The sequence below is a fragment of the Pelomonas candidula genome (assembly GCF_043555985.1).
GTDB lineage: Bacteria > Pseudomonadota > Gammaproteobacteria > Burkholderiales > Burkholderiaceae_C > Pelomonas > Pelomonas candidula.
Genome location: NZ_JBIGIC010000008.1, coordinates 157,101 through 179,625, shown reverse-complemented (window position 1 = coordinate 179,625; position 22,525 = coordinate 157,101). Strand labels below are relative to the sequence as shown.

22 protein-coding genes and 1 pseudogene are annotated in these 22,525 nt (G+C 70.8%); 8 read left to right on the top strand and 15 right to left on the bottom strand.

All coding sequences use genetic code 11. From position 1 onward, the window contains the following. Positions 1 to 103: 103 nt before the first annotated feature. From ACG04R_RS17095 to tadA, 6 genes are all read right to left on the bottom strand, one after another. Entirely contained in the window at positions 104 to 1,939 is a 1,836-nt protein-coding gene (locus tag ACG04R_RS17095) for an ABC transporter ATP-binding protein (RefSeq protein ID WP_394413244.1), read from the bottom strand. Beyond that, positions 1,932 to 3,368 (bottom strand): ABC transporter permease, encoded by a 1,437-nt coding sequence (locus tag ACG04R_RS17090; protein WP_394413242.1) that lies wholly within the window; start codon positions 3,366 to 3,368, stop codon positions 1,932 to 1,934. Before ACG04R_RS17090 ends, ACG04R_RS17095 begins: the two co-directional genes overlap by 8 nt. A 7-nt stretch (positions 3,369 to 3,375) precedes the next feature. Beyond that, complete coding sequence (locus tag ACG04R_RS17085; RefSeq protein ID WP_394413239.1) at positions 3,376 to 4,359, bottom strand: ABC transporter permease; 984 nt, start codon at positions 4,357 to 4,359, stop codon at positions 3,376 to 3,378. Then, a complete protein-coding gene (locus tag ACG04R_RS17080) occupies positions 4,359 to 6,638 on the bottom strand; it encodes an ABC transporter substrate-binding protein (RefSeq protein ID WP_394413558.1) in 2,280 nt (759 codons plus the stop codon). The genes ACG04R_RS17085 and ACG04R_RS17080 overlap by 1 nt, the downstream gene beginning before the upstream one ends. Before the next feature lie 70 nt (positions 6,639 to 6,708). After that, positions 6,709 to 7,707: an LD-carboxypeptidase gene (locus tag ACG04R_RS17075; RefSeq protein ID WP_394413235.1), complete on the bottom strand. Its 999-nt coding sequence runs from the start codon at positions 7,705 to 7,707 to the stop codon at positions 6,709 to 6,711. Next, positions 7,707 to 8,249, bottom strand: coding sequence for a tRNA adenosine(34) deaminase TadA (tadA, locus tag ACG04R_RS17070; protein ID WP_394413233.1), 543 nt, complete (start codon positions 8,247 to 8,249; stop codon positions 7,707 to 7,709). Before tadA ends, ACG04R_RS17075 begins: the two co-directional genes overlap by 1 nt. A 115-nt stretch (positions 8,250 to 8,364) precedes the next feature. Here tadA and pxpB point away from each other — a divergent pair, with 115 nt between their 5' ends. Genes pxpB through ACG04R_RS17050 form a run of 4 tightly spaced genes read left to right on the top strand, consistent with a single transcriptional unit; the run spans position 8,365 to position 11,664 of the window. Continuing rightward, complete coding sequence (gene pxpB / locus ACG04R_RS17065) at positions 8,365 to 8,997, top strand: 5-oxoprolinase subunit PxpB (RefSeq protein ID WP_394413230.1); 633 nt, start codon at positions 8,365 to 8,367, stop codon at positions 8,995 to 8,997. After that, the gene (locus ACG04R_RS17060; protein WP_394413227.1) at positions 8,994 to 9,914 is read left to right on the top strand and encodes a 5-oxoprolinase subunit C family protein; all 921 of its coding nucleotides are present in this window, start codon (positions 8,994 to 8,996) and stop codon (positions 9,912 to 9,914) included. The genes pxpB and ACG04R_RS17060 overlap by 4 nt, the downstream gene beginning before the upstream one ends. Next, positions 9,911 to 10,660 carry a 5-oxoprolinase subunit PxpA gene (gene pxpA / locus ACG04R_RS17055; RefSeq protein WP_394413225.1) on the top strand — a complete coding sequence of 250 codons (750 nt, stop codon included), beginning with the start codon at positions 9,911 to 9,913 and terminating at the stop codon, positions 10,658 to 10,660. The genes ACG04R_RS17060 and pxpA overlap by 4 nt, the downstream gene beginning before the upstream one ends. Beyond that, a complete protein-coding gene (locus tag ACG04R_RS17050) occupies positions 10,657 to 11,664 on the top strand; it encodes a DUF72 domain-containing protein (RefSeq protein ID WP_394413223.1) in 1,008 nt (335 codons plus the stop codon). The genes pxpA and ACG04R_RS17050 overlap by 4 nt, the downstream gene beginning before the upstream one ends. A 14-nt stretch (positions 11,665 to 11,678) precedes the next feature. On the opposite strand, the gene ACG04R_RS17045 is transcribed toward ACG04R_RS17050, so the two are convergent. The 3 genes from ACG04R_RS17045 to ACG04R_RS17035 form a co-directional block, all read right to left on the bottom strand. Beyond that, positions 11,679 to 11,858 (bottom strand): hypothetical protein, encoded by a 180-nt coding sequence (locus tag ACG04R_RS17045; RefSeq protein ID WP_394413220.1) that lies wholly within the window; start codon positions 11,856 to 11,858, stop codon positions 11,679 to 11,681. Between the two features lie 83 nt (positions 11,859 to 11,941). Beyond that, positions 11,942 to 12,487: a 2'-5' RNA ligase family protein gene (locus ACG04R_RS17040; protein ID WP_394413217.1), complete on the bottom strand. Its 546-nt coding sequence runs from the start codon at positions 12,485 to 12,487 to the stop codon at positions 11,942 to 11,944. Positions 12,488 to 12,506: 19 nt separating this feature from the next. Further along, positions 12,507 to 12,725, bottom strand: coding sequence for a hypothetical protein (locus tag ACG04R_RS17035; RefSeq protein WP_394413215.1), 219 nt, complete (start codon positions 12,723 to 12,725; stop codon positions 12,507 to 12,509). A gap of 226 nt (positions 12,726 to 12,951) precedes the next feature. Between ACG04R_RS17035 and nirK the strand changes: the two are divergent. The 4 genes and pseudogenes from nirK to ACG04R_RS17015 form a co-directional block, all read left to right on the top strand. Continuing rightward, positions 12,952 to 14,340: pseudogene (gene nirK, locus ACG04R_RS17030) on the top strand (copper-containing nitrite reductase); the annotation flags it as partial. After that, positions 14,250 to 15,050, top strand: coding sequence for a formylglycine-generating enzyme family protein (locus tag ACG04R_RS17025; RefSeq protein WP_394413555.1), 801 nt, complete (start codon positions 14,250 to 14,252; stop codon positions 15,048 to 15,050). The pseudogene nirK and the gene ACG04R_RS17025, both read left to right, overlap by 91 nt. 9 nt (positions 15,051 to 15,059) lie before the next feature. Continuing rightward, a complete protein-coding gene (locus ACG04R_RS17020) occupies positions 15,060 to 15,632 on the top strand; it encodes an SCO family protein (RefSeq protein ID WP_394413213.1) in 573 nt (190 codons plus the stop codon). Positions 15,633 to 15,876: 244 nt separating this feature from the next. Next, entirely contained in the window at positions 15,877 to 17,775 is a 1,899-nt protein-coding gene (locus ACG04R_RS17015) for a S53 family peptidase (RefSeq protein WP_394413210.1), read from the top strand. A gap of 37 nt (positions 17,776 to 17,812) precedes the next feature. Here ACG04R_RS17015 and ACG04R_RS17010 read toward each other — a convergent pair whose 3' ends face one another. From ACG04R_RS17010 to ACG04R_RS16985, 6 genes are all read right to left on the bottom strand, one after another. Continuing rightward, positions 17,813 to 19,156 carry a radical SAM protein gene (locus ACG04R_RS17010; protein WP_394413208.1) on the bottom strand — a complete coding sequence of 448 codons (1,344 nt, stop codon included), beginning with the start codon at positions 19,154 to 19,156 and terminating at the stop codon, positions 17,813 to 17,815. Continuing rightward, the gene (locus tag ACG04R_RS17005) at positions 19,153 to 20,370 is read right to left on the bottom strand and encodes an O-linked N-acetylglucosamine transferase, SPINDLY family protein (protein WP_394413206.1); all 1,218 of its coding nucleotides are present in this window, start codon (positions 20,368 to 20,370) and stop codon (positions 19,153 to 19,155) included. Before ACG04R_RS17005 ends, ACG04R_RS17010 begins: the two co-directional genes overlap by 4 nt. Before the next feature lie 114 nt (positions 20,371 to 20,484). Next, positions 20,485 to 21,057: a tetratricopeptide repeat protein gene (locus tag ACG04R_RS17000; RefSeq protein WP_394413203.1), complete on the bottom strand. Its 573-nt coding sequence runs from the start codon at positions 21,055 to 21,057 to the stop codon at positions 20,485 to 20,487. Then, positions 21,050 to 21,283 (bottom strand): PEP-CTERM sorting domain-containing protein, encoded by a 234-nt coding sequence (locus tag ACG04R_RS16995; RefSeq protein ID WP_394413200.1) that lies wholly within the window; start codon positions 21,281 to 21,283, stop codon positions 21,050 to 21,052. Before ACG04R_RS16995 ends, ACG04R_RS17000 begins: the two co-directional genes overlap by 8 nt. A 22-nt stretch (positions 21,284 to 21,305) precedes the next feature. Continuing rightward, the gene (locus ACG04R_RS16990; RefSeq protein WP_394413197.1) at positions 21,306 to 21,971 is read right to left on the bottom strand and encodes a hypothetical protein; all 666 of its coding nucleotides are present in this window, start codon (positions 21,969 to 21,971) and stop codon (positions 21,306 to 21,308) included. A 281-nt stretch (positions 21,972 to 22,252) separates the two neighbouring features. Next, positions 22,253 to 22,462, bottom strand: a complete 210-nt coding sequence (locus tag ACG04R_RS16985; protein WP_394413194.1) for a hypothetical protein — start codon at positions 22,460 to 22,462, stop codon at positions 22,253 to 22,255. Positions 22,463 to 22,525 lie beyond the last annotated feature (63 nt).

Below are 22,525 nucleotides of genomic sequence, written 5' to 3'. Positions count from 1 at the left end.
CCTTAACGCGCGAGCAAAGGCGTCCAAGCCCTTGATTCACATGGATTTAACGAACTAACGTTCCCTAGAGTGAACACCCTAGGCGTTGTAGGGCAGCGACTTGTCAGCTATCAGAAACGCCCAGCCGCGGCACCGCCGCTAGCAGGCCTTGCGTGTAAGCCTGCCGCGGCCGGCCCAGCACGTCGGCACAGGCGCCCTGCTCGACGATGCAGCCTCGCCGCATGACGGCGATCTCGTCGGCGATGTACTCGACGACCCCAATGTTGTGCGTGATGAACAGGTAGGCCAGTCCCTGCTCGCGTTGCAATTCGCGCAGCAGGTTGAGGATCTGCGCCTGGACGGAGACGTCCAGCGCCGATGTGGGTTCGTCGCAGACGATGAGCCGGGGTTCGACGGCCAGCGCGCGCGCGATGGCGATGCGCTGGCGCTGGCCGCCGGAGAACTCATGGGGCCAGCGCTGCAGTGCGTCGCGGCGCAGGCCGACCTGGTCGACCAGCCGGTGCAGCCGGTCGCGCCGGGCCGCGGCGTCCAGTTCGGGGCGCAGCGCAATCACCCCCTCCTCCAGCACGTCGGCTACGCGCATGCGCGGGTTCAGCGACGCGAACGGGTCCTGGAAGATGATCTGGATACTGCGCCGCGCCTTCACAAGGGCCGAGCCTTGGAGCTGGAACAGGTCCCGCCCGTCGAACAGCGCCTGGCCGCTGATCCGGGCCTGCCGGCGCAGCAACTGGACGATGGCCTTGCCGGATGTCGTCTTGCCGCAGCCGGATTCGCCAACCAGCGCCAACGTGCGGCCGGCATGCAGCTGGTAGCTGACGCCGTCGACCGCATCGAAGTGACGTGGGCCGCGGTGAAACAACAACGGCGCCTTCAGCAGGAAGCGCACGCGCAGGTCGCGCACGTCCAGCAGCGGCGCGCCCTCGCCGGCAGGCACCGGCGGCAGCACCTTGGCGGCGGCCACCTCGCGCGGCAAGGCCTCACCCGGCTGGCTGTAGAGCAGGCAGCGCACCTGGTGCTGCGGGCCTTCCTCGGTCAGCGCCGGTGGCGTGCCGGCGCAGTGAATCATGGCTCTGTCGCAGCGCGGCGCGAAGCGGCAACCGGTGAAGTCCTGCCACAGCGGCGGCACGGTGCCGGCGATGGCTGCCAACGGCTCGCCACGGCGAGCGGCGTCGGGCAGCGCCTGCAGCAGCAACCGGGCGTAGGGGTGCCTGGGCGCCGCGAAGAACTCGGCGGCCGGCGCGACCTCGATGATCTGGCCCGCGTACATCAGCGCCACGCGGTGGGCCATGCCGCTGACGACGGCGAGATCGTGCGTGATCAGCAGCACGCCGAGCTGGCGCTCGCGCTGCAGGTCGCGGATGAGGTCGAGGATCTGCGCCTGGATGGTCACGTCCAGCGCAGTCGTCGGCTCGTCGGCGATGAGGTAGTCCGGCTCGGCGGCCAGCGCGATGGCGATCATCACGCGCTGCTTCTGGCCGCCGGAGAGGCGGAAGGGGTAGTCGTCGATTCGCCGCGCGGGCTCGGGAATGCCGACGCGGGCCAGCCAGTCGATGGCCTTGGCGCGCGCCGCGCCCCCACGCAGCGCCGTATGCGCCTCGATGGCCTCGACGATCTGGTCGCCGACGCGCATGACCGGGTTCAGGCTGGTCGACGGCTCCTGGAAGATCATCGACACGCGCCCGCCGCGCACGTCGCGCATTCGGCTCTCGGGCAGTGCCAGCAGGTCCTGCCCGTCCAGCCGTACGGCGCCGCCGGCCACACGGCCGTTCTCGGGCAGCAGGCGCATCAGCGCCAGCGCCGTCATGCTCTTGCCGCAGCCGCTCTCGCCAACCAGCGCGAACGTCTCCCCGCGCTCGAGCGCCAGCCGCATGCCGTCGATGGCTCGCACGAGGCCGGCGTCGGCATCGAGCTGCACGCGCAGGTCGTCGATCTCAAGCATCGGGCGCTCCCCGACGGACGAAGACGCGTGGCCGCGCCGAGCGGGCCTTGGGGTCGAAGGCATCCCGCACGCCGTCGGCGAACAGGTTGGCCGCCAGCACCAGGCCCACCATGAAGCCGAAGGCCGCCGCGAAGCTCCACCACACGACCGGGTCGCGCGACATCTCGGCCCGGGCCAGGTTGATCATGCTGCCGAAGCTGCTGGTGGTCGGGTCGACACCGACGCCGACGTAGGTCAGCACGGCTTCATAGAGGATCAGCTCGGAGAAGCTCAGCACGACCGTGATCAGCACCAGATGCATCACGTTGGGTGCGATGTGGCGGGCCATGATGCGCAGATCGCCGACGCCGAAGGCCGTCGCCGCCTGCACATAGTCCAGCTCGCGCAGCTTCAGCGTCTCGGCGCGCACCAGGCGGCACAAACCGGCCCAGCCGGTCAGGCCGAGGATGAGGCACAGCACCAGCATCTTCAGGTCGGAGCGCTCGGCCGCGGTCTCGAACAACTCGGGGTTCTTGTCGAAGAACACCTGCACCATCAGCACGCAGGCGGCGATCAGCAGTACGTTGGGCACGGAGCTCAGCGTCGTGTAGACGTACTGGATGACTTCGTCGACCCAGCCCTTGTAGTAGCCAGCCAGCACCCCCAGCAGCAGCGCCAGCGGCAGCGTCGCGAGCGTGGACAGCGCGCCGATGACGAAGGCCGTGCGTACGCTCTTGAGCGCCTGCACCAGCACGTCGTTGCCGGTGCGGTCCGTGCCGAACACATGGTAGTGAGGCATCAACGCGACGGCCGGACCGGCCAGCAGCAGCACGACGGCCAGCGTCACGAGGACGGCGCGCAGCGGATAGAAGGTGCGGTCGGCCGCCAGGTCGGCCAGCGCATGGCGCCAGCCATGGTGATGGCGGGCCAGCGCGGCGGCGGTCAGCGCCACCAGCAGCGCAGCGATGCCCAGGCCGCCGGCCAGGCCCAGCGCAGCGCGACCGGCCACGTCGGCGGCCCACTGCGTCGCCGGGTCGCTCAGGTGCGCACCGCCGAACTTCAGCCGCGGGTAGTCGCGCCCGGCCTGCCCCTGCGCGTCGACGACGCTCTCCTTGTTGAAGCCATGCGTGCCCAGCGGCAGGGAATAGCTGACCTCGCGCATCGCGATCTGGCGCTGCAGCAGCAGGTCCAGTGCGGACAGCGTGCGCGTGTCGTAGACGGTGCTGCCATCCGCCGTCTCCAGCGCGCGACGCAAGTGGACGCTGTCCACCAGCGTGACAAGCAGGAACAACGCCATGACGACACCCGCACTGGCCGCCACCGGGTCGCGCAGCACACGCCGCCAAGTCGTGCGCAGATGCGCCAGCGCCCTCACCCGCAGCGCGTAGCCGACGCCCGCGGCCACCATCAGCCACAGCGCGAGGTCGGTCCAGAGCAGCACGAACTTCATGCCCACCTCAGCTCAGCCGCACGCGGGGGTCCACCCACGTGTAGGCGATGTCGATCAGCGCATTGCTCGCGATGTAGAGCAGCGCGCCGAGGAAGACCATGGTGCGGACGATGGCGAAGTCCTGCCCGCTGATGGCCTCGATGACGAAGGCCCCGAGGCCGGGAATGCCGAAGAAGCTCTCGAACACCAGGCTGCCGAGGAAGACGTAGGGCAGGTAGCTGCCGGCGCTCGTGATGATGGGGATGAGCGCGTTGCGCAGCACGTGACGGCTCAGCACGCGGCCTTCGGAGAGGCCCTTGGCGCGCGCCGTGCGCACGTAGTCCTTGCCCATCTCCTCCAGGAACATCGCCCGGTACAGCCGCGCTTCGCCACCAAGGCGGCTCAGCAGCGACAGCAGGATGGGCAGCGCGAGGAAACGCACCGCGTCCAGCCCCGGCGCGAAGCCGTTCATCGGCACCAGCTTCAGCAGCCGTGCGAACAGGTACTGGCCCACGATGATGTAGAACAGGCTGCTGATGGACAGCATCAGCACGCACAGCACCACGCCCCAGAAGTCGATCTTCGTGTGCCGGAAGAACACCAGCAGCAGCGAGAACGCGACGCTGACGAAGACCTGCAGCACGAACAGCGGCAGTGCCAGCTGCAGGCTCACGCCCATGCGCACCTTGACCTCGTGGCCGATGTTGATGGCCTGGCGCGCGTCGCTCTTGCCGAAGTCCAGCGCGAACAGGCTGACCGAGCGCTCCCACAGGATGGTGTGCGTGAACTGCGCTGCCCCTTCGCGGCTGGCGTCGAAGTACAGCGGCTTGTCGTAGCCTCGCTCGGTCTTCCAGGTGTCGATCTGCGCCTGCGTGATGCGCTTGCCACCGATGTTCAGCCGCGCCATGTCGTCCGGCGTGTTGACCGAGAAGAACAGGAAGAAGGTGAACAGGTTCACGCCCACGAGGATGGCCAGGCCGTAGCCCAGGCGGCGCAGCAGGAAACGCAGCATCAGGCGGCCTCCCCGCTCACCAGCGCCGTCGCCGTCTCGCGCGCCCGCCACGCACGGCGCGTGGCGATGAAGATCGCCACTCCGCCCGCCACCAGCACCAGCAGCGGCCACCAGACCGGCTGGTTCCACTCGGCGACCTTGCGGGAGCGCTCCCCGGCGTCCACGCGCAAGTAGCGCGCGCGGTCGCGCACGACGACGCCCGGCTTGCCGTTGTAGACCCAGTGCTGGAAGGCCAGCCCCGAGTAGCTCCAGAAGCCGAACGCCCACGGCGCGTCCTGCCGCACGATGTCGTTCAGCTGCGCCATCACCTGCGCCTTCTGCGGCCCGTCTTCCAGCGACTGCAGCTTGCGGAACAGCCGGTCGAACTCCGGGTTGGCGTAGTTGGCCGTGTTCTCGCCCTCGTGCAGGCTCTTGCTGTTGGGACCGTAGAGCAGGAACAGGAAGTTCTCGGCGTCGGGATAGTCGGCGAACCAGCCCCACCAGAAGATCTGGTGCTTGCCCTTGAGGATCTTTTCCTGGAACTGGTTGAAATCGGTCGCGCGGATGTCCAGCTGGATGCCCAGCTTGGCAAACTGGCGCACCATCCAGTCGTTCTGCGCCTTCAGCTCCGGTGTGATGACGCGCTGGAAGTCGTAGTTCAGCACCAGCGGCTTGCCCGTCTTCGCATCACGTCCGCCAGGGTAGCCGGCCTCCTCCATCAGCTTGAGCGCATCCTCGATGGGCCGGCGCTCGACCTTGCCGTTCACCAGACGATGCGTGACCGGGTTGAACTCGCCCGGCTGGCCCTCCCTGGAGCCGAACACGCCCGGCGGAATGGGCCCGTGCGCGGCGTCGCCGCCCTGATCGCGGAAGATGCGGCCATAGCCCTCCTCCCAGTCGATGGCGATGGAGATGGCCTGGCGCAGCGCGCGGTTGCGCTTCTGCTGCTCGGGCGTGTCGCCGCGGCCGACGACCGGGTCCAGCCAGTTGAAGCCGAGGTACCAGTTCGTGATGTCCACGGCCATCGGCAGACGGAAGCCGCGCTCGTCGAAGAAGGCTTTCACTTCGTCGGAGTCGTCGCGGTCCACCGCGAGGTTGACCCCCCAGTCGGCGCGGTCCATCTCGGGCAGGTCCAGGTAGCCCTGCTTGAACAGCTCCTTGATGGGCACCTTCTCCTTCACGTTGATGGCCACGACCTTGTCGACGAAGGGCATGCGCTTGCCGCAGTCGGCCAGCAGGCCGGCCTCGGCATCGCCGGGGCTACCGTCGCAGGGGTAGGTATCGACGCGGTAGTTCGGATTGCGGCTCATCACGTGGCGGCGATCCTGCACGTACTCGGTCATCATGAACGGGCCGCTGCCGACCGGCCACTGGTTCCAGCTCAGCGAGTTGGCGGCCATGCCGGGCTGCGCGTAGAAGGCGTCCACCTCCCACGGAATGGCGGCCGTGAAGTTGGTGGCCAGCCAGTACTGCCACTGCGGGTAGCGGCCTTTCAGGCGGATGCGCAGCAGGTGGTCGTTGACGGCCAGGGCGCCGGCCAGCGGCCACCGGCGCAGGTCCAGAAAGGGCTTGTCGGCCAGGTTCTCGGGCAGGCCCTTGAGCTGCTTTTCGCTCTCGCGCCTGAGCAGCGCCATGTAGTCCTTGAGCCCGATCACGTGCTCCGAGAACACCGCTGCCATCGGTGCCTCCAGCCGCGGGCTGGCGTGGCGCTTGAGCGCGTAGACGAAATCCTCGGCGACGACCTCGCGCGTGCCCAGCTGCTTGAAGTCGAAGGGGCTGCGCTTGTCGCCCAGCTCGCCCGGCTTCAGGTGGTGGTAGAGGTAGTTGCCTTGCGCATCCTTCGCGAAGGCCGGATGCGGCGACCATTTCAGCCCCGGGCGGATAGGGATGTCGTAGACAGCCTCGGCCACCTGCTCGTCCGGCGCGTCGTCCGGCAGCCGCTTGCCCTGCGCGTCCAGCAGATAGGGCTTGGCCAGCGCCTCGGCAGCGCGCGGGATCAGCGTGTAGGGCCGCTTGAGGTGGTGATAGCCGTAGGGCGGCTCGCTGATCTCGTAGACGTAGGTGCTTTCGGGCGCGGCATAGGACGACGTTGGGTCCAGGTAGCGCGGCGAGCGCTCCGCGAAGGCCATGAACAGCGTGTTCTCGCGCGCCGCGCCGTGTGGGTGGGGGCTGTTGTTGCAGCCGGCCAGCAGCGCGAACGCCACAGCGCCCAGCCCTCCCGTGATCCACCTGCGAACTGCACCCAAGACGACGCCCTCAAAACACGACGCCCCGGCGAAAGCCGAGGCGACGGGCGGCATCATAGACGGGCGACCCGTCTATACAGGCCGGGCTCCCGCGACCGGGCGACGCGGAAAACCCGATGTGACTTCAGTGATGGGCGTGGTCGTGACCGCAGTCGGGGCCGCAGTCGGGGCCGCAGTCGTCGCCATGCTCGTGCACATGCGCCAGCCGCGGGTCCGACTGCCAGCCGAGGATGGCCTCGCGCCCCTGCACGTACAGCTCCACCGTGCCGCCGACCGGCAGGCAGACTTTGGTACGCACATGGCCGAACGGCAGGCCGGTCAGCACCGGCGTCTTCGTGCAGGCACGCAGCGCGGCAATGGCGTCCTTGAGGCCGTAACCGCGGTCGTTGGGCGTCTTCGCCGCACCGCTGAAATCGCCCAGCAGCACGGCGGCCTGGTTGTCGATGACGCCCGCCTGCTGCAGCTGCAACAGCATGCGCTCGACGCGGTAGGGATGCTCGTTGACGTCTTCCAGGAACAGCAGACCGCCCCTGACCTTGGGCCAGTGCGGCGTGCCCAGCAGCGAGCACAGCACCGTCAGGTTGCCGCCCCACAGCCGGCCTCGCGCCTCCAGGCCGTCGAAGCCACCGGTGGTCTCGCGAAAGCCCACGGCCTCCAGAGCGCCGCTCATCGCCTCGACGAAGCAGTCGCGCGTGATCTCGTCGACGCCGCCGTCGGCCTCCGTGCGGCCGAAGTCGTCGCAGGCCAGCGGGCCAGACCACATCGCCAGGCCCTTGTGGCGGGCGATGAGGCCGTTCTGCAGCGCGGTGAGGTCGCTGTAGCCGACCCAGCGCGTGCCGCGCTCGATGCTGCTCGCGATGCGGCTCCAGTCGATCTGGTCCAGCAGGCGCGTCAGGCCGTAGCCGCCGCGCGTCGCCAGTGCGACCGACGGCGCCGCATCGGCGATGCGGTGCAACGCGGTCAGGCGCGCGGCATCGTCACCCGCAAAGCGCTGCTGGCGCGACAAGGCATCAGCGTCGATGGCCACCTCGAAGCCCAGCTGTGCGAGCCGCTTCGCAGCGCGCTTCACGGCATCGGCCTTGGGGACAGCACCAGCCGGAGAGAACAGGGTCAAGGAGGTCATCAGGATTCGTCCAGGTGCGTGGCTTCGCCGGTGGGGATCAGGCCTTGCCGCTCGGCGCGGCGCGCGCGGGCGGCCTCGCGCCGCTCGGCAAAGAACTCGCGCAGCAGCTTGGCGGAGGCCTCGGCCATCAGCCCGCGTTCAACGCGCGTGTGGTGATTCAGCAGCGGCTGGCCGAACAGGTCGATGACGGAGCCCGCCACGCCGGTCTTGGGGTCGGGCGCCGCGAACACGACGCGCTTGAAGCGGGCATGCATCAGTGCCATCGCGCACATCGCGCAGGGTTCCAGCGTGATGAAGATCTCGCACTCCGGCAGCCGGTAGTTCTCCAGCAGCGTGGCCGCGTGGCGCAGCGCGACGATCTCGGCGTGGGCCGTCGGGTCGTGCGTCGTGATCGGGCGGTTGTAGCCGGTCGCGATGACCTGGCCGCCCCGCGTGATGACGGCGCCGACGGGCACCTCGCCCACCAGCCAGGCGTTCTGCGCCTGGTCCAGCGCGAGCCGCATCGCGTACTCGTCGGCGGGCGTGAAGATTGGCTCGGTCATCGGGGCGGCAGTTTAGGCGACGCGGCGCAAATCCCGGTGACGCAAATCGCCCAAGGCAGGGAGGCGCCGCGCGCCGTGGGCCGGCCCAGCGTTGCCGCGTGGCATGCTTTCATCCATGAGCGAGTTGTCGATCCATCCCCTCGGCGAGGCGGCCTTGTGCTGCACGCTGCCGGCACCCGTCTCGCTGGAACAGCAGCAGCGCATCTGGCAGCTCGCGGCGGCGCTGGGCGGCGTGGATAGCGTGCAGGAGCTGATCCCCGGCATGAACAACCTGACGCTGGTGTTCGATCCGCTCCACAGCGAGGCCGCCGAACTGGAAGCCGCCGCAAGGCAGCTCTGGGATCAACCGCCGCGCCGCCGCGCGCTGGGCCGTCTCGTGCAGATCCCGGTGACCTACGACGGCCCCGACCTCGCTGATATCGCCAACCATTGCGAGCTGTCGACCGACGAGGTCGTGCAGCGCCATGCGGCGTCCGAATACGTCGTCTACTTCCTCGGCTTCCAGCCCGGCTTCGCCTACCTGGGCGGACTGGACGAGTCGCTGCACACGCCGCGCCGCGCCGAGCCGCGCACGTCGGTGCCGGCCGGCAGTGTCGGCATCGGTGGCGCGCAGACCGGCATCTACCCGCTGGCCACGCCCGGCGGCTGGCAGCTGATCGGCCGCACGTCGCTGCCCCTCTTCAACCCGCATGCCCTGCCGCCCACCGTGCTGGCGCCGGGCGACCGTGTGAGGTTCGTGCCCGCATGATCGAGATCGTCCGCGCCGGCCCGCTGACCACCGTGCAGGACCTCGGCCGCCCCGGCTGGCGCGACCGGGGCCTGAGCCTGTGCGGCGCGCTCGACGAGTTCGCGCTGCGCACAGGCAACCTGCTGGTCGGCAATCCGGTCGGCGCAGCGGGGCTGGAGTTCACGCTGGGCGCAGCGACGCTGCGCTTTCATGCCGATGCCTGCATCGCCATCACGGGCACGGACGCTGACGCCCAGCTCGACGGCCGCCCCATGCGGCCCTGGTGGCGGCAGCGTGTGCGCGCCGGCCAGACGCTCAAGCTCGCCGCGCCGCGCGAGCGCATGCGCAGCTACCTGACGGTGACCGGCGGCATCGCCGTGCCCGCGGCGCTGGGCTCGCGCAGCACCGACATCAAGGCGGGCTTCGGCGGGCTGGACGGGCGCGCGCTGCGCGACGGCGACCGCTTGCCGCTGAACACCGCCACCGCCCTGCCCTCGCGCGCCGTCGGCATGCGCCCGCCGGACTGGGACGCCAGCGTGCGCGTGCTGCCCGGCCCCGAGTACGACGATTTCTCGGCCGAGGCCCGCGACGCGTTCTGGGCCAGCGACTGGACCATCACACCCCAGAGCAACCGCATGGGCTACCGCCTGGCCGGCCCGGTGCTGACGCGCGAACGCGGCGAGGACCTGCCGTCGCACGGCGTGCTGCCCGGCGTCGTGCAGGTGCCGCCGTCGGGCCAGCCCATCGTGCTGCTGGCCGATGCGCAGACGACAGGCGGCTATCCCAAGATCGGCGTCGTCATCCGCGCCGACCTCTGGAAGCTGGGGCAGGTACGCCTGGGCGCGAAACTCCGCTTCTGCCGCTGCACGCCCGACGACGCCCGCGCCGCGCTGCGTGCACAAGAACTTTTGCTGAACCAGATGAGGAACGGGCTGTGAACGACGCTGCCTTCCATGTCGACCTGAACGCCGACCTCGGCGAAGGCGCGCCTGACGACGCCGAACTGCTGGCACTCGTCAGCTCCGCCAACATCGCCTGCGGCTGGCATGCCGGCGATGCACGGCTGATGCAGCGCACCGTCACCGCCGCGCTGGAGCGCGGCGTCGTGATCGGCGCCCACCCCAGCTACCCCGACCGCGAGAACTTCGGCCGCCGCGAGATGCAGCTGAGCGCCGACGACGTGCGCGCCGACCTGATCTACCAGATCGGCGCGCTGGACGCCCTGGTGCGCGCCGCCGGCGGCCGGTTGCTCCACGTGAAGCCGCATGGCGCTCTCTACAACCAGGCCGCGCGTGACCCGGCGCTGGCCGACGCCGTCGCCACCGCCGTGCTGGACGTGAACCCCTCGCTGGCCCTCTACGGCCTGGCAGGCAGCGAGCTGCTGCGCGCCGCCGAGCGCGCCGGCCTGCGCGCGGTGGCCGAGGTGTTCGCCGACCGCGGCTATCGCGCCGACGGCAGCCTCGTGCCGCGCAGCCAGCCGGGCGCCTTCGTCGAAGATGTGGACGAGGCCGTCGCACGCACGCTGCGCATGGTGCGCGAGGGCGTCGTCGTCGCCGTCACCGGTGAGACCGTGCCGCTGCGCGCCGAGACCATCTGCCTGCACGGCGACGGCCCGCATGCACTCGCCTTCGCCCGCGCCATCCACGACGCGCTGACCGAGGCCGGTGTGCAGCTGCGCCCATGACGGCGCAGGACGACCTGTTCGGCGCGCCACCCGAAGCGCCAGACGCCCCCAGGAAAAGCACGCGCAGCGTGCAGCCCGCGCCACCGCAGGCCGACGACGTCGCGCTGGCTGCGAGGATGTCGCCGCATGTCCACCTCGGCACATCGACGTGGAGCTATCCCGGCTGGCAGGGGCTGGTGTGGGCCGGCAGGCACAGCGAATCCACGCTGTCCCGAACGGGGCTACCGGCCTACGCGGCGCACCCGCTGCTGCGCGCCGTGGGCATCGACCGGGGCTTCTACCGACCGCTGGCCGCCAGCGAGTTCCAGCGCCATGCCGAGCAGGTGCCGCCGGGTTTCCGCTTCACGGTCAAGGCACCCAGCCTCGTCACCGACGCGCTGCTGCGCAGCGAGGACGGCCGCGGCCAGCAGCCCAATCCGCTGTTCCTGGACCCGACGGCCGCGCTGCAGGACTTCATCGAGCCCGCCTACGAGGGCCTGGGCGCCACGCTCGGAGCGCTGGTGTTCCAGATCAGCCCGCTGCCCGGCGGCCGGCTTGCCCGCATGAACGAGCAGTTCGACCTGCTGCATGCCTTGCTGCTGGCGCTGCCGAAGCCACCCACCGGCGTGCTGGCGGTGGAAGTGCGCGACGCCGCCTGGCTGACGCGAGACCTCACCGCGCTGCTGCGCGATGCCGGCGCGACCTACTGCCTGGGCCTGCACCCCAAGCTGCCGCCGCTGGCCGAGCAGTTGCCGCTGCTGCGCGCGCTGTGGCCCGGGCCGCTGGTGGCGCGCTGGAACCTGAACCGCCTGCACGGCGCCTACGGCTACGAGGACGCGGAGAAGAAGTACGGCGAGTTCGCCGAGATGCTGGACCCCGACCCCGGGACACGCGCCGAGCTGGCCCGCGTCATCCGCGGCACGGCCGGCGCCGGGCAGGACTGCTTCGTCACCATCTCCAACAAGGCCGAGGGGTCGGCGCCGCTGAGCGTGCGCGCGCTGGCGCAGGCCGTCGTCGGCGGCTGAACCACCGGCCGTGCTCAGCGCTGCGGCCGGGCCGGCAGATTGCCGCCCTCGCCTTCCCAGCGGTGCACGTCTTCGCGGTGCTGGCTGCGTTCGTCGCGGCTGGGGCGCCGCTGCCCGTGGCTCAGGTGCCGGAACAGCGTCGCGGCCAGGGCCGAGGTAGCGATGAGGGCGATCAGGGGTTTGACGATGAGCATTGGTGTCTCCTTGTCAGGGATGCGCCATGGTGTCGCCGCCCCTCGGCCATGCCGGTCGGCCGGCGGCGGCACGGGCTGTAGGACTAGCCCTGAAGCGGCCAGCGGTCGATGACGTCGTGCCGCGTCAGCCCCTGCGGGCTCTTGATCAGCACGAAGTCGCTGGCGATCCAGCCGGGCAGATCGATGGGCCAGGCCGGTGCGGGCCGCTTGTCGTAGCGCAACGTCAGGTGAGGCTCATAGTCGCGCTCGGGCGCGGCCAGACCATGAGCCAGCAGCCGCTCGACAAGGGCGTCACGCAGCTCGCGCACGGCTTCCAGGCCCTGGCCGCCAGTCAGCACGAAGGGGTGCCTGGCGGCGCGCTGCCCGCCCCAGCTCGTGAAGCGGTCGAAGCTCAGATCAAAGGCCGGGCGCACGACCTCCGCCGCGGCCCGCTCGGCACTGGCGACGATGTGCGTATCGGGCTCGCCGTCGAAGCAGCCGAAGTAGTGCAGCGTGATGTGGAAGACGCGGCTGGGCCGCAGACGCGCCGCCAGCCCGCGCGCCTCATGCTCGGCCGTGACGATGCTCGCGATGCGCTCGGCCGTAGCCTCGTCGGGCCGCAGCGCGAAGAAGAGCTTGTGGCCGGCCATGCAGGCAGGGCCAGGGGCCTCAGTTGGTCGCGGCGGACGTGGCCTCGGCAGCGCGCCTGGCCGCGTCGTCCAGGCTGCTCTGCACCTGCTGGCCCACTGCTTGCGGCTGCGGCAACGCCGCGCTCGCGGCTGAGGCGCCGGCGGCCGGCAGCTTCAGCGCGGTGGCCTGCTTCTTGACCAGCGACAGCACGATGGCCGCGACGATGACGAGGGCGAGAAGGCTGAAGGCTGCGCGCATGTCGGGTGCCGCGTCGTGATGAAGTTGGCAAGCATAGCCCCGCACCCGCAAGGGGCATCGATCGCTGGATTGATCCAGCACAAACCCCTAATCCGACTGCGTTTCTAGGATTTACCTGGAGTCGCGGCATGGGCCGCACCCGCATCCAAACCCTGGGGAGATCCCAATGCTCAGACGCCTGCTTCTGCTCGCAGCCCTCACCACCTCGACGCTGCTGAGCCCCCCCGTGCTGGCCGCCACCGGCACGCTGCCCGTCATCAAGGCCCAGCTCACCAGCCCGCCCTTCGTGCCGCCGGCCACCGGCCGCAAGTCACCGGCCAAGGTCATCGTCGAACTCGAAGTCGTCGAGAAGGACATGCCCATCTCCGAGGGCGTCAGCTACACGTTCTGGACCTTCGGCGGCACCGTGCCCGGCAGCTTCATCCGCGTGCGCCAGGGCGACACGGTGGAGTTCCACCTGAAGAACCACCCCAGCAGCAAGATGCCGCACAACATCGACCTGCACGGCGTCACCGGCCCGGGCGGCGGCGCGGCGTCCAGCTTCACGGCGCCGGGCCATGAATCGCAGTTCACGTTCACGGCGCTGAACGAGGGCATCTACGTCTACCACTGCGCCACTGCGCCGGTGGGCATGCACGTGGCCAACGGCATGTACGGCCTCATCCTCGTCGAGCCGCCCGAAGGCCTGCCCAAGGTTGACCACGAGTTCTACGTCATGCAGGGCGACTTCTACACGGCCGGCAAGTACCGCGAGAAGGGCCAGCAGCCCTTCGACATGGAGAAGGCCATCGCCGAGCAGCCGACCTACGTGCTGTTCAACGGCGCCGAGGGCGCGCTGACCGGTGACCGCGCGCTGACAGCCAAGACAGGCGAGACCGTGCGCATGTTCGTCGGCAACGGCGGCCCCAACCTCGTGTCCAGCTTCCACGTCATCGGCGCCATCTTCGACAGCGTGCGCTTCGAGGGCGGGACGCTGGCGCAGAAGAACGTGCAGACGACACTGATCCCCGCCGGCGGCGCGGCCATCGTGGACTTCAAGACCAAGGTGCCCGGCAGCTACGTGCTGGTGGACCACTCCATCTTCCGCGCCTTCAACAAGGGCGCGCTGGCCATCCTCAAGGTGGACGGCCCCGAGGACAAGGCCATCTACTCGGGCAAGGAAGTCGACTCGGTCTACCTCGGCGACCGCGCCGCGCCCAACCTCAACGCGGTGACCACCGCGACGACGGCCGCCGCCACCGGCACGCTGACGCCCAAGGACCAGATCGCGGCTGGCCAGGCGCTGTTCGCCGGCACCTGCTCGGTCTGCCACCAGGCCAACGGCGCGGGCCTGCCCGGCGTGTTCCCGCCGCTGGCCAAGTCCGACTTCCTGGGCCAGGACCCCAAGCGCGCCATCGGCATCGTGCTGCACGGCCTGTCGGGCAAGGTCAAGGTCAACGGCAAGGACTACGACTCGGTCATGCCGCCGATGAACCAGCTCAACGATGACGAGGTCGCCAACATCCTCACCTACGTGCTGAACAGCTGGGGCAACCCGGGTGGCGCCATCTCGGCCGACGAGGTGAAGAAGCAGCGCGCCGCCAAGCCCGCCACGGCCAACCAGGCGGGGCACTGATGAGCCTCGCCACCGCGCTGACCGTCCTGGCCGGCGCGGCCTACGTGGCGATGCCGGCCGGCACGCTCAACAGCGTGCTGGCCCGCGACACCGACCGCGAGCCGACGCGCATCGCCGCTTTCGAGCTGCGCGAGACGCCGGTCACGCGGGCCGAGTTCCGCCGCTTCGTAGCCGCCCACCCCGAATGGCAGGCGGGCCGCGCCCCTGCCGTGTTCGCCGCCGCCGGCTACCTGCAGCAGGGGCTGGACGACACGGCCGCGCCCGTCACCGGCGTCAGCTGGTTCGCCGCCCAGGCCTACTGCGAGTCCGAGGGCGCGCGGCTGCCGACCTGGTACGAGTGGGAGTACGCGGCGGCGGCCGATGCGACGCGCACCGACGCGCGCAGCGACCCGGCCTGGCTGGCACGCATCCTCGGCTGGTACGCCCGTCCGGCCAACGGCCCGCTGCCGAACGTCGGAGGCGAGCGCAACGTCTACGGCGTGCGCGACCTGCACGGCCTGGTGTGGGAGTGGGTGGACGACTTCAACGCGCTGCTCGTCAATGCCGACAGCCGCAGCGCCGGCGACCCCGACAAGCTCAAGTTCTGCGGCGCCGGCGCCATCGACTTGCAAGACCGGCAGAACTACGCGGTGCTGATGCGTGTGGCACTGCTCTCCTCGCTCAGCGCCGCCGACAGCACCGGCAGCCTGGGCTTCCGCTGTGCCCGCTGAGGTGACACGATGAAACGACGACTGCTGCTCGCCAGCCTGGCGCTCGCCACGCTGGCCACGCCGGCCCTGGCCCTGCCCGGCGACTCCATCTACCAGCTCGACGCGACGCTGACCGACCAGCGCGGCCAGCCCGTCAAGCTCGACGCCGCGCGCGGCCAGCCGGTGCTGGTCAGCATGTTCTACACGTCCTGCCAGTTCGTCTGCCCGATGCTCATCGACGCGGCCCGCGACACGCAGGCCGCGCTGACCGACGCGCAACGCCGCCGCGTGAAGGTGCTGCTGGTCAGTTTCGACCCCGCGCGCGACACGCCGGAAAAGCTGGCCGCGATGGCCAGGGAGCGCGGCCTGGATGCGTCGCAATGGACGCTGGCGCGCACCGACCCGGCCACCGTGCGCAAGATCGCCGCGCTGCTGAAGTTCCAGTACCGCCAGCTGCCGGACGGCGAGTTCAACCACAGCGCCGAGCTCATCCTGCTCGACGCCGACGGCCGCATCGCGACCCGCACGTCCATGCTGGCAGGCGCTGACGAGCGCGTGGTGGGAGCCATCCGCAAGCAGCTCGCCGCGGCGCCGCAACACTGACGCCGCATCGCTGCCGCGCGCTGCGTAAAGTTTGGTCAAGCAGGCTCGCCGGCCACGGCGTGGACATGCCGCAGCAACGCGGCGATTCCCCTGTGGCGGCGGTCCCGCGGCGCCTGGCCGCCCGCCGCCCACCACCCCGACCAGGGGACAGACTTGCCCGATTGACGCCCCCCCCGCCCGCCTCGTAGAACCCCCGGGGCCCGGCCCCACAAGGGCCTCACTCCAACCCGAACGGGGGAACCACATGTCTCTTGGCAAGCACGGATTCCATGAACTGATGCGGGCGGCGCTGTGCGCCGCGATCGTGGCGGGCGCAGCGCCCGCGGCGCTGGCCGGCAGGTCGGGCGCGGCGCCGCTGGACCTCGGCGCAACCGCAGCCGACGCGACGCAGACCGTCTCCATCATCCTGAAGCTGCGACGCGCCGACGAGCTCGACGCCTTCATCGCCGCCACCGTCGACCCCGACAGCCCGCTCTACCACCGCTTCCTCACGACCGAGCAGTTCCGCGCCGCCTTCGCACCCAGCCGCAACGACATCCGCCGCGTGACGGACTTCCTCGCGGCCAACGGCATCGTCGTCAACGAGGTCTACCCCAACGGCCTGATCATCAAGGCCACGGGCACGGCGTCCCAGTTCACGCAGGCCTTCCAGGCCATCATGCATGACTACCGCGACGGCGACGGCAGGGCCTTCCGCCGGCCGGCCCACGGCCACAAGGTGCCGAGGGACCTGGACGACGTGATCCTCTACGTGGCCGGGCTGAACACGCAGTCCTCGCAGTTCCGCCCCCACTCCACCCAGGCCAAGGCCAAGGCAGCGGCGCTGGGCGAGGCCCAACCCGCCGTCGTGCTGCCGGCCGGCAACAACACGGCCACCGGCGTGCCGGGCAGCTTCACGACCGGCGACGTGGCCAACATGTACGGCGTGAATCCGCTGTATGCCAAGGGCGTCACCGGCAAGGGCAAGACCATCGGCATCGCGACGCTGGCCAACTTCTACCCGTCGGACGCCTACACCTACTGGAGTGCCATCGGCCTGAACGTGTCGCCCACGCGGATCACACAGGTGCATGTGGACGGTGGCGGCGACCTGTCGGCCAAGGCAGGCTCGGGGGAGACGACGCTGGACGTGCAGCAGTCGGGCGGCCTGGCCCCCGACGCGAAGATGGTCGTCTACGACGCGCCGAACACCGAGGCCGGCTTCATCGACGTCTTCTACAAGGCCGTGGCCGACAACACCGTGGACACGTTGTCGGTGAGCTGGGGCTCGCCGGAAATCCTGAACTACGAGATCCCCGGCGTCTCCACCGAAAGCCTGGGCGTGATGGTGGCCTACCACCAGGTCTTCGCCGAGGCGGCGGCGCAGGGCATCTCGACCTTCGCATCGGCCGGCGACGACGGCGCCTACGACACCAACTCGGTGGCCCCCTACCCGGCCTTCTCCAAGATCCTGACGGTGGACTCGCCGGCGGCCGACCCCTACGTCGTCGCCGCCGGCGGCACGACGATCGCCGGCGACATCCAGCGCAAGTACGGCGTCGTCCACGTCCCGACCGAGCAGGTCTGGGGCTGGGACTACTTCAACGACTACCTGATCGCCAACTACGGCAGCGACTACAAGGACTACTACTTCTCGGTCGGCGGCGGCGGCGGCGTCAGCGTGTTCTGGCCGCAGCCGGACTATCAGAAGAACACCCGGGGCATGCGCCGCAGCGAGCCCAACCAGGTCTGGACCTACACCGACCCGACCACCGGCGTGCAGAGCTATCTGTACACGGTGCCGGCCAACGTGAAGGGCCGCAACCTGCCCGACATCTCACTGAACTCCGACCCGTACACCGGCTACCTCGTCTACTCGACCGCGGACGGCGGCTGGATCGCCGGCTACGGCGGCACGAGCTTCGCGTCGCCGCAGCTCAACGGCATCTTTGCGCTGATCTCGCAGGCCAAGTCCTCGCGCCTGGGCCTGCTGCACCCGATGCTCTACCGCGGCCGTGGCGAAGGCTGGCGCCGTCAGTCCCAGCCGGGCACGGTGGACATCACCGCAGGTGACAACTGGTTCTACAGCGGCGTGGCCGGCTACGAGCCCGGCGCCGGCCTGGGCGTCATCAACGCAGCGGCGCTGGCCCAGGCCATCCGCTGAAGCAGTGGCCCGTGCGGATGGCGCCCGCCATCCGTACTCAGCGGCCCGGCGGGCCCGTGACGCGCGCCGGGTCCTGCACGCTGTAGTGCAGCCCGTGGCTCATGCAGGTGCCGCAGAACGAGTGCCGGTACTTGGCGCGCTCCAGCTCGGCATGCGGCGTCGAGAGGAAGTCAATGCCCAGCATGTTGGGCTTGTCGTAGACGCTGCAGCACAGCGCGACGCTGCCGTCGTGGTTGATCACCGTCTGGTTGAAGCGCAGCTCGCAATCGTGCTCGGTGCTGCGGCTGGCCTTGATGCGCGGCAGGTAGACGCTGGGCGGCTCGATCAGCAGCTCGTGCACGGGGTCCGGCGGCGCGCGGCCTCCGAGGTGGTCCACCAGGCGCTCCAGCGGCTGGAAAAACGCGGCGATGGGACGGTGCTCGAAGCGCAGCTCGTCGCACAACGCGCGGACGGCCGGCACCTGCTCCTGCGTGTCCTTGTAGAGATGGTGGCCCACCCAGACCCGCGTGGTGGCCCGGGCCTTGTCGATCCAGTGGCGCAGCAGGTAGAGGTTGGCCCGCACGAGATGCAGGTCGCCGCGCACATGCGTGCGGCTGTAGGTCTCGGGCGTGAAACCGGACAGCGACACCTTCAGCTCGTCCGGGTTGGCGCGGATCAGCTCGGGGATGCCACGCTCCACGTTGAGGTTGCTGGACAGGTGCACCGTGAGGCCGCGCGCCTGCACGGCGCGCACGAGCGTGGGCAGCTCCGGGTGCAGCAGCGGCTCGCCCCAGTTGTAGAGCCAGATCTGCGGCCGCTCGGCCACGCGCTCGGCGACGATCTTGTCGAGGATGCGCTCGAACCGCTCGACCTCCATGAAGCCCTTGGGCCGGTCCGCCGCCGCGAAGTTGCCCACCGGACAGGTCGGGCAGCGCAGGTTGCAGGTGCCCACCACGTCGATGGCGTAGACGTAGCTCTCGGACTCGCGCGGCGTGTAGCGCAGCAGGCTGCGCTGCTGCAGCTTGTCCCAGGCCTCGGGTGCCAGGTGGGGCCTCGGGCGCAGGCGGGCCAGCGCCTGCGCCACGGCAGCGTCGGGCGCCGCAAGCGCCGAGCTGCGCTCCAGCCACACCAGCGCCGATTCCCACAGCCCGTGCTCGTACAGGCGCATGCCGACGAGGGGCAGGCTCTGCGCCCACTGCGGGTGGCGCCCGTCCTCGGCATGGGCGCGCTCCAGCAGCGGCAGCGCTTCCGAGATGCGGCCCTGCTCCAGCCGCAGCAACCCGAGGTTGTGGCGCAGTGCGGGCTGGAAGCCGGAGCCCGCCAGCACTCGCTCGTACAGCGCGCCGGCTTCGTCCAGCCGGCCCTGGCGCTGCAGGTCCATCGCGCGGTCGGCGTCGCTCATCGCGGCTCCGTCCGCAGTTGGAGGTAGAGGGCCTCGAGCCGCCGGGCCAGGTCGGCGCCGTCCAGCAGCGGCGACGCCCGCATCTCGGCCCGGCAGGTCTGCAGCCAGGTGCGGCGGGCGGCCGTGTCGTCGGCCAGCTGCAGGGTGCGGTGCAGCCAGGCCTGGGGCGTCGTCGCGCCCCACTCGTCGCGGCCCAGCGCGTGCAGCAGCATCTCGGTCTGGCGCGCCACGGGCCGCAGGCTGGTCAGCGTCGTCACTGGCACGCCCATCCACAGCGCCTCCAGCGACGTGATGAGGCCCGAAAACGGCGTCGGGTCCAGCGCGACGTCGATCTCGCCGTAGGCCGCCAGCATCTGGTCGTGCGGCAACGCCGGGGCGGCGACGATGCGCTCGGCCGCGACGCCGAAGCTCGCGAAGCGCCGCCGCGTGTGCTCGGCAAATGCCGGGTCGCCGAAGCAGGCGCGGCGCAACAGCAGCCGGCTGTCGGGGCGGGCCTGCAGCAACTGGGACCACAGCGCCAGCGTCGCGTCGCTGAGCTTGGCAGCGGTGTTGAAGCTGCCGAAGGTCAGCCGGCCCGTGCGCTCGCTGGCCACCGTGCCGGCGGGCGCCGGGGCGTGGGCAGGCGGTCGCCAGGCGATATGCGGCCGGCCCAGGTGCAGCAGCGGCTCGGTGTACCAGGCCGCGGCATGGCCGTCGCCGATCACGCTGCCGGTGACGACACCGTCCACCTGCGCCACGCCCGTGCTGGCGAAATAGCCCAGCCAGGACAGCTGCACCGGTGCCGCCCGGTGCGCCAGCACGCCCAGCCGGCCGCCGTCGGTGTGGCCGGCCAGCTCCACGAGCACGTCCAGGCCCAGCGCCCGTGCACGCGCGGCCAGCGCGGCATCGTCCAGGCCACCCAGCTCGTGCCAATGCGGCGCGACGGCGCGCAGCTCGGCTTTCAGCGGGTCGCCCTGCTGGCGCCCGGTGTCGGTGTCGAGCACGTGCACCTCGACCACCTGCGGGTCGTGCGCGCCCAACACCGGCGCGATCAGCCAGCCGATTGGGTGCTGGCGGAAGTCACCGCTCAGGTAGCCGACGCGCAGCGGTCGCCCCGGGACGGCAGGCGCGAAGCCTGTCGTCGGGGCTTGCGGCGTGGTCCACAGCGCGCCCCAGTGGCGAGCGCTGTCACGCAGCGCGTGTGCGGTATGGCGGGGGTTGTACTGCTGGGCCATCAGCAGGTTGGCCGCGGCGCGGCGGTCCTGCGGGCGCAGCGCCAGCGCCGCCAGCGCCGCGTCCTCGGCGGCCTGGGCGTCGCCAGATTCGAGCAGCGCGGTGCCCAGATTGATTCAGGCCTCGGGCGTCGCGCCGTCCAGCGTCATCGCGTAGCGAAAGGCGCCCTGGACCTCCAGCAGCCGCCCCTGGCGCTGCAAGGCCAGCCCGGCCTGCAGGTGGTGCATGCCCGACTGCGGCGCCAGGGCCTGGGCCTGCGCGTGGGCCTGCGCGGCGCCGGCCTCGTCGTGCAGCGCGGCGCGGATCAGGCCCAGGTTGAACCAGGCCGCTGCCAGCGCCGGGGCCAGCGCGATGCTCTGCTCGGCCTGCACCAGCGCCTCGGCGTGACGCCCCAGCTCGTGCAGCGCCAGCGCATGGTTGGCACGGGCCTGGCCCGAACCGGGCGCGCGCTGCAGGGCCACAGCCAGCACGGCTTCAGCCAGGCCGGGCAGGCCTTGCTCGCGATGCCGGCCGGCCAACGCCGTCAGCCGGTCCGGCTCCAGCGGCGGCCAGGGCTCCCTCGCGTCGACAGCCACGCCACCGGCCGCCTGCTGCGCCGCGGAGGCCAGCGCCAGCAGCGCCGTCAGCTCGTGTTGTGCGCTGCCCGCGGCCAGGGCCTGCAGGTAGCGCGCGACCGCCTGGTCAGCCACCGGCCTTGCGAGAGCGCCCACGGCGCAGCCAGGCCCAGGCACCCGCCGCGGCCAGCAGCAGGCCCGGCGTGCCCGGCTCGGGCACGGTCGATCCCTGCGTGCCGAAGAGCCCGCTGAACGAGAACGTGAAGCTGTGCCCCGCCGCGCCCAGGCCGGCGCCCTCGTCGGTGAGGAAGGTCAGCTGGAACGAGAACGGGCCGGAACTCGGCGTGCCGTTCCTGGCCACGATCTGCAGGGACTCGAACGGGTCACCGATCTGCAGCGTGTCTCCGGCCGTGAAGCCGACCAGCTCGAAGAACGCTGTCCGTGCCGTCCAGCGTGGCCGACAGCAGCGTCAGCAGGGTCTGCTTGCCGTCGGCAGCGTCCGCGCTGGCGTTGCCCACCTCCATGCTCCAGGCACTGCCAGCGCTGAAGCTGTCGCCCAGATCCACGTTGGCACCCCAGCCCGCTGTGGTCTGGAAGTGGGGAGAGACAAGGGAAGGACCGCTCGCAGAACCATCGGTAGCCCGGCAGGCCACGGCGCCGCCATAAGACAGGCTGCCGCTCGGGCAGGACTGCGCCGAGGAGGCACCGGCCGTGCTGACGAAGCTCCCCGCGGGTGCCAGCGTGGCAGCACTGGCGCCCGCGGTCGCGACGTAGCTGCCGACGGGCGCTGGGATCGGCGCCGAGGCACCGGGGGTGGCCACGTAGGTGCCCACAGGCGCCTGCTGGGCCATGCTGGCCCCCGCGGTGGGCACGTAGCGGCCCACCGGCGCCAGCGTCGGCACGGTGGCGCCGGGGGTGCTCACATAGCTGCCCGCGGGCGCCTGCGTGGCCACACTGGCGCCAGCCGTCGGCACGTAAGTCCCCACCGGCGCCAACGTCGCCACCGAGGCGCCCGAGGTGTTCACGTAGCTGCCCGCGGGGACGAGCATGGGTGCGCTGGCGCCTGCCGTCGGCACGTAGCTGCCCACCGGCGCGGTGTCGACGTCGTGGCACCGGGGGTGCCCACATACTGGCCCACGGGGGCCTGGATGACCGAGCTGGCTCCGGCCGTCGGCACATAGGTACCCACCGGCGCCAGCGTCGCCGCAGCGGCGCCTGGAGTGTTCACATAGCTGCCTGCGGGTGCCAGCGTGGGCGCACTGGCGCCGGGGGTCGGCACGTAGCTGCCCACTGGGGCCAGCGTCGCCACCGAGGCGCCGACCGAGCTCACTTAGCTGCCGACGGGGGCCGGAATGGATGTCGTGGCACCCGACGTCGGCACGTAGCGTCCCACCGGTGCCAGCGTGACGGACGTGGCACCCGCGCTGTTCACATAGGTGCCTACCGGCGCCGTCGCACAGGGGTCCGACCCCGTCGAGCTGTAGTGGCCCGGCGTGCAGAGCGCCGCGTGGGCGGCGCTGAACGGCAACAGTGTCGCCACCGCGGCGGCAACGGCCGTGAAGGAGGCAGCCCGCAGCGCAGAGGGTGCCGCACGCCGGTCTGG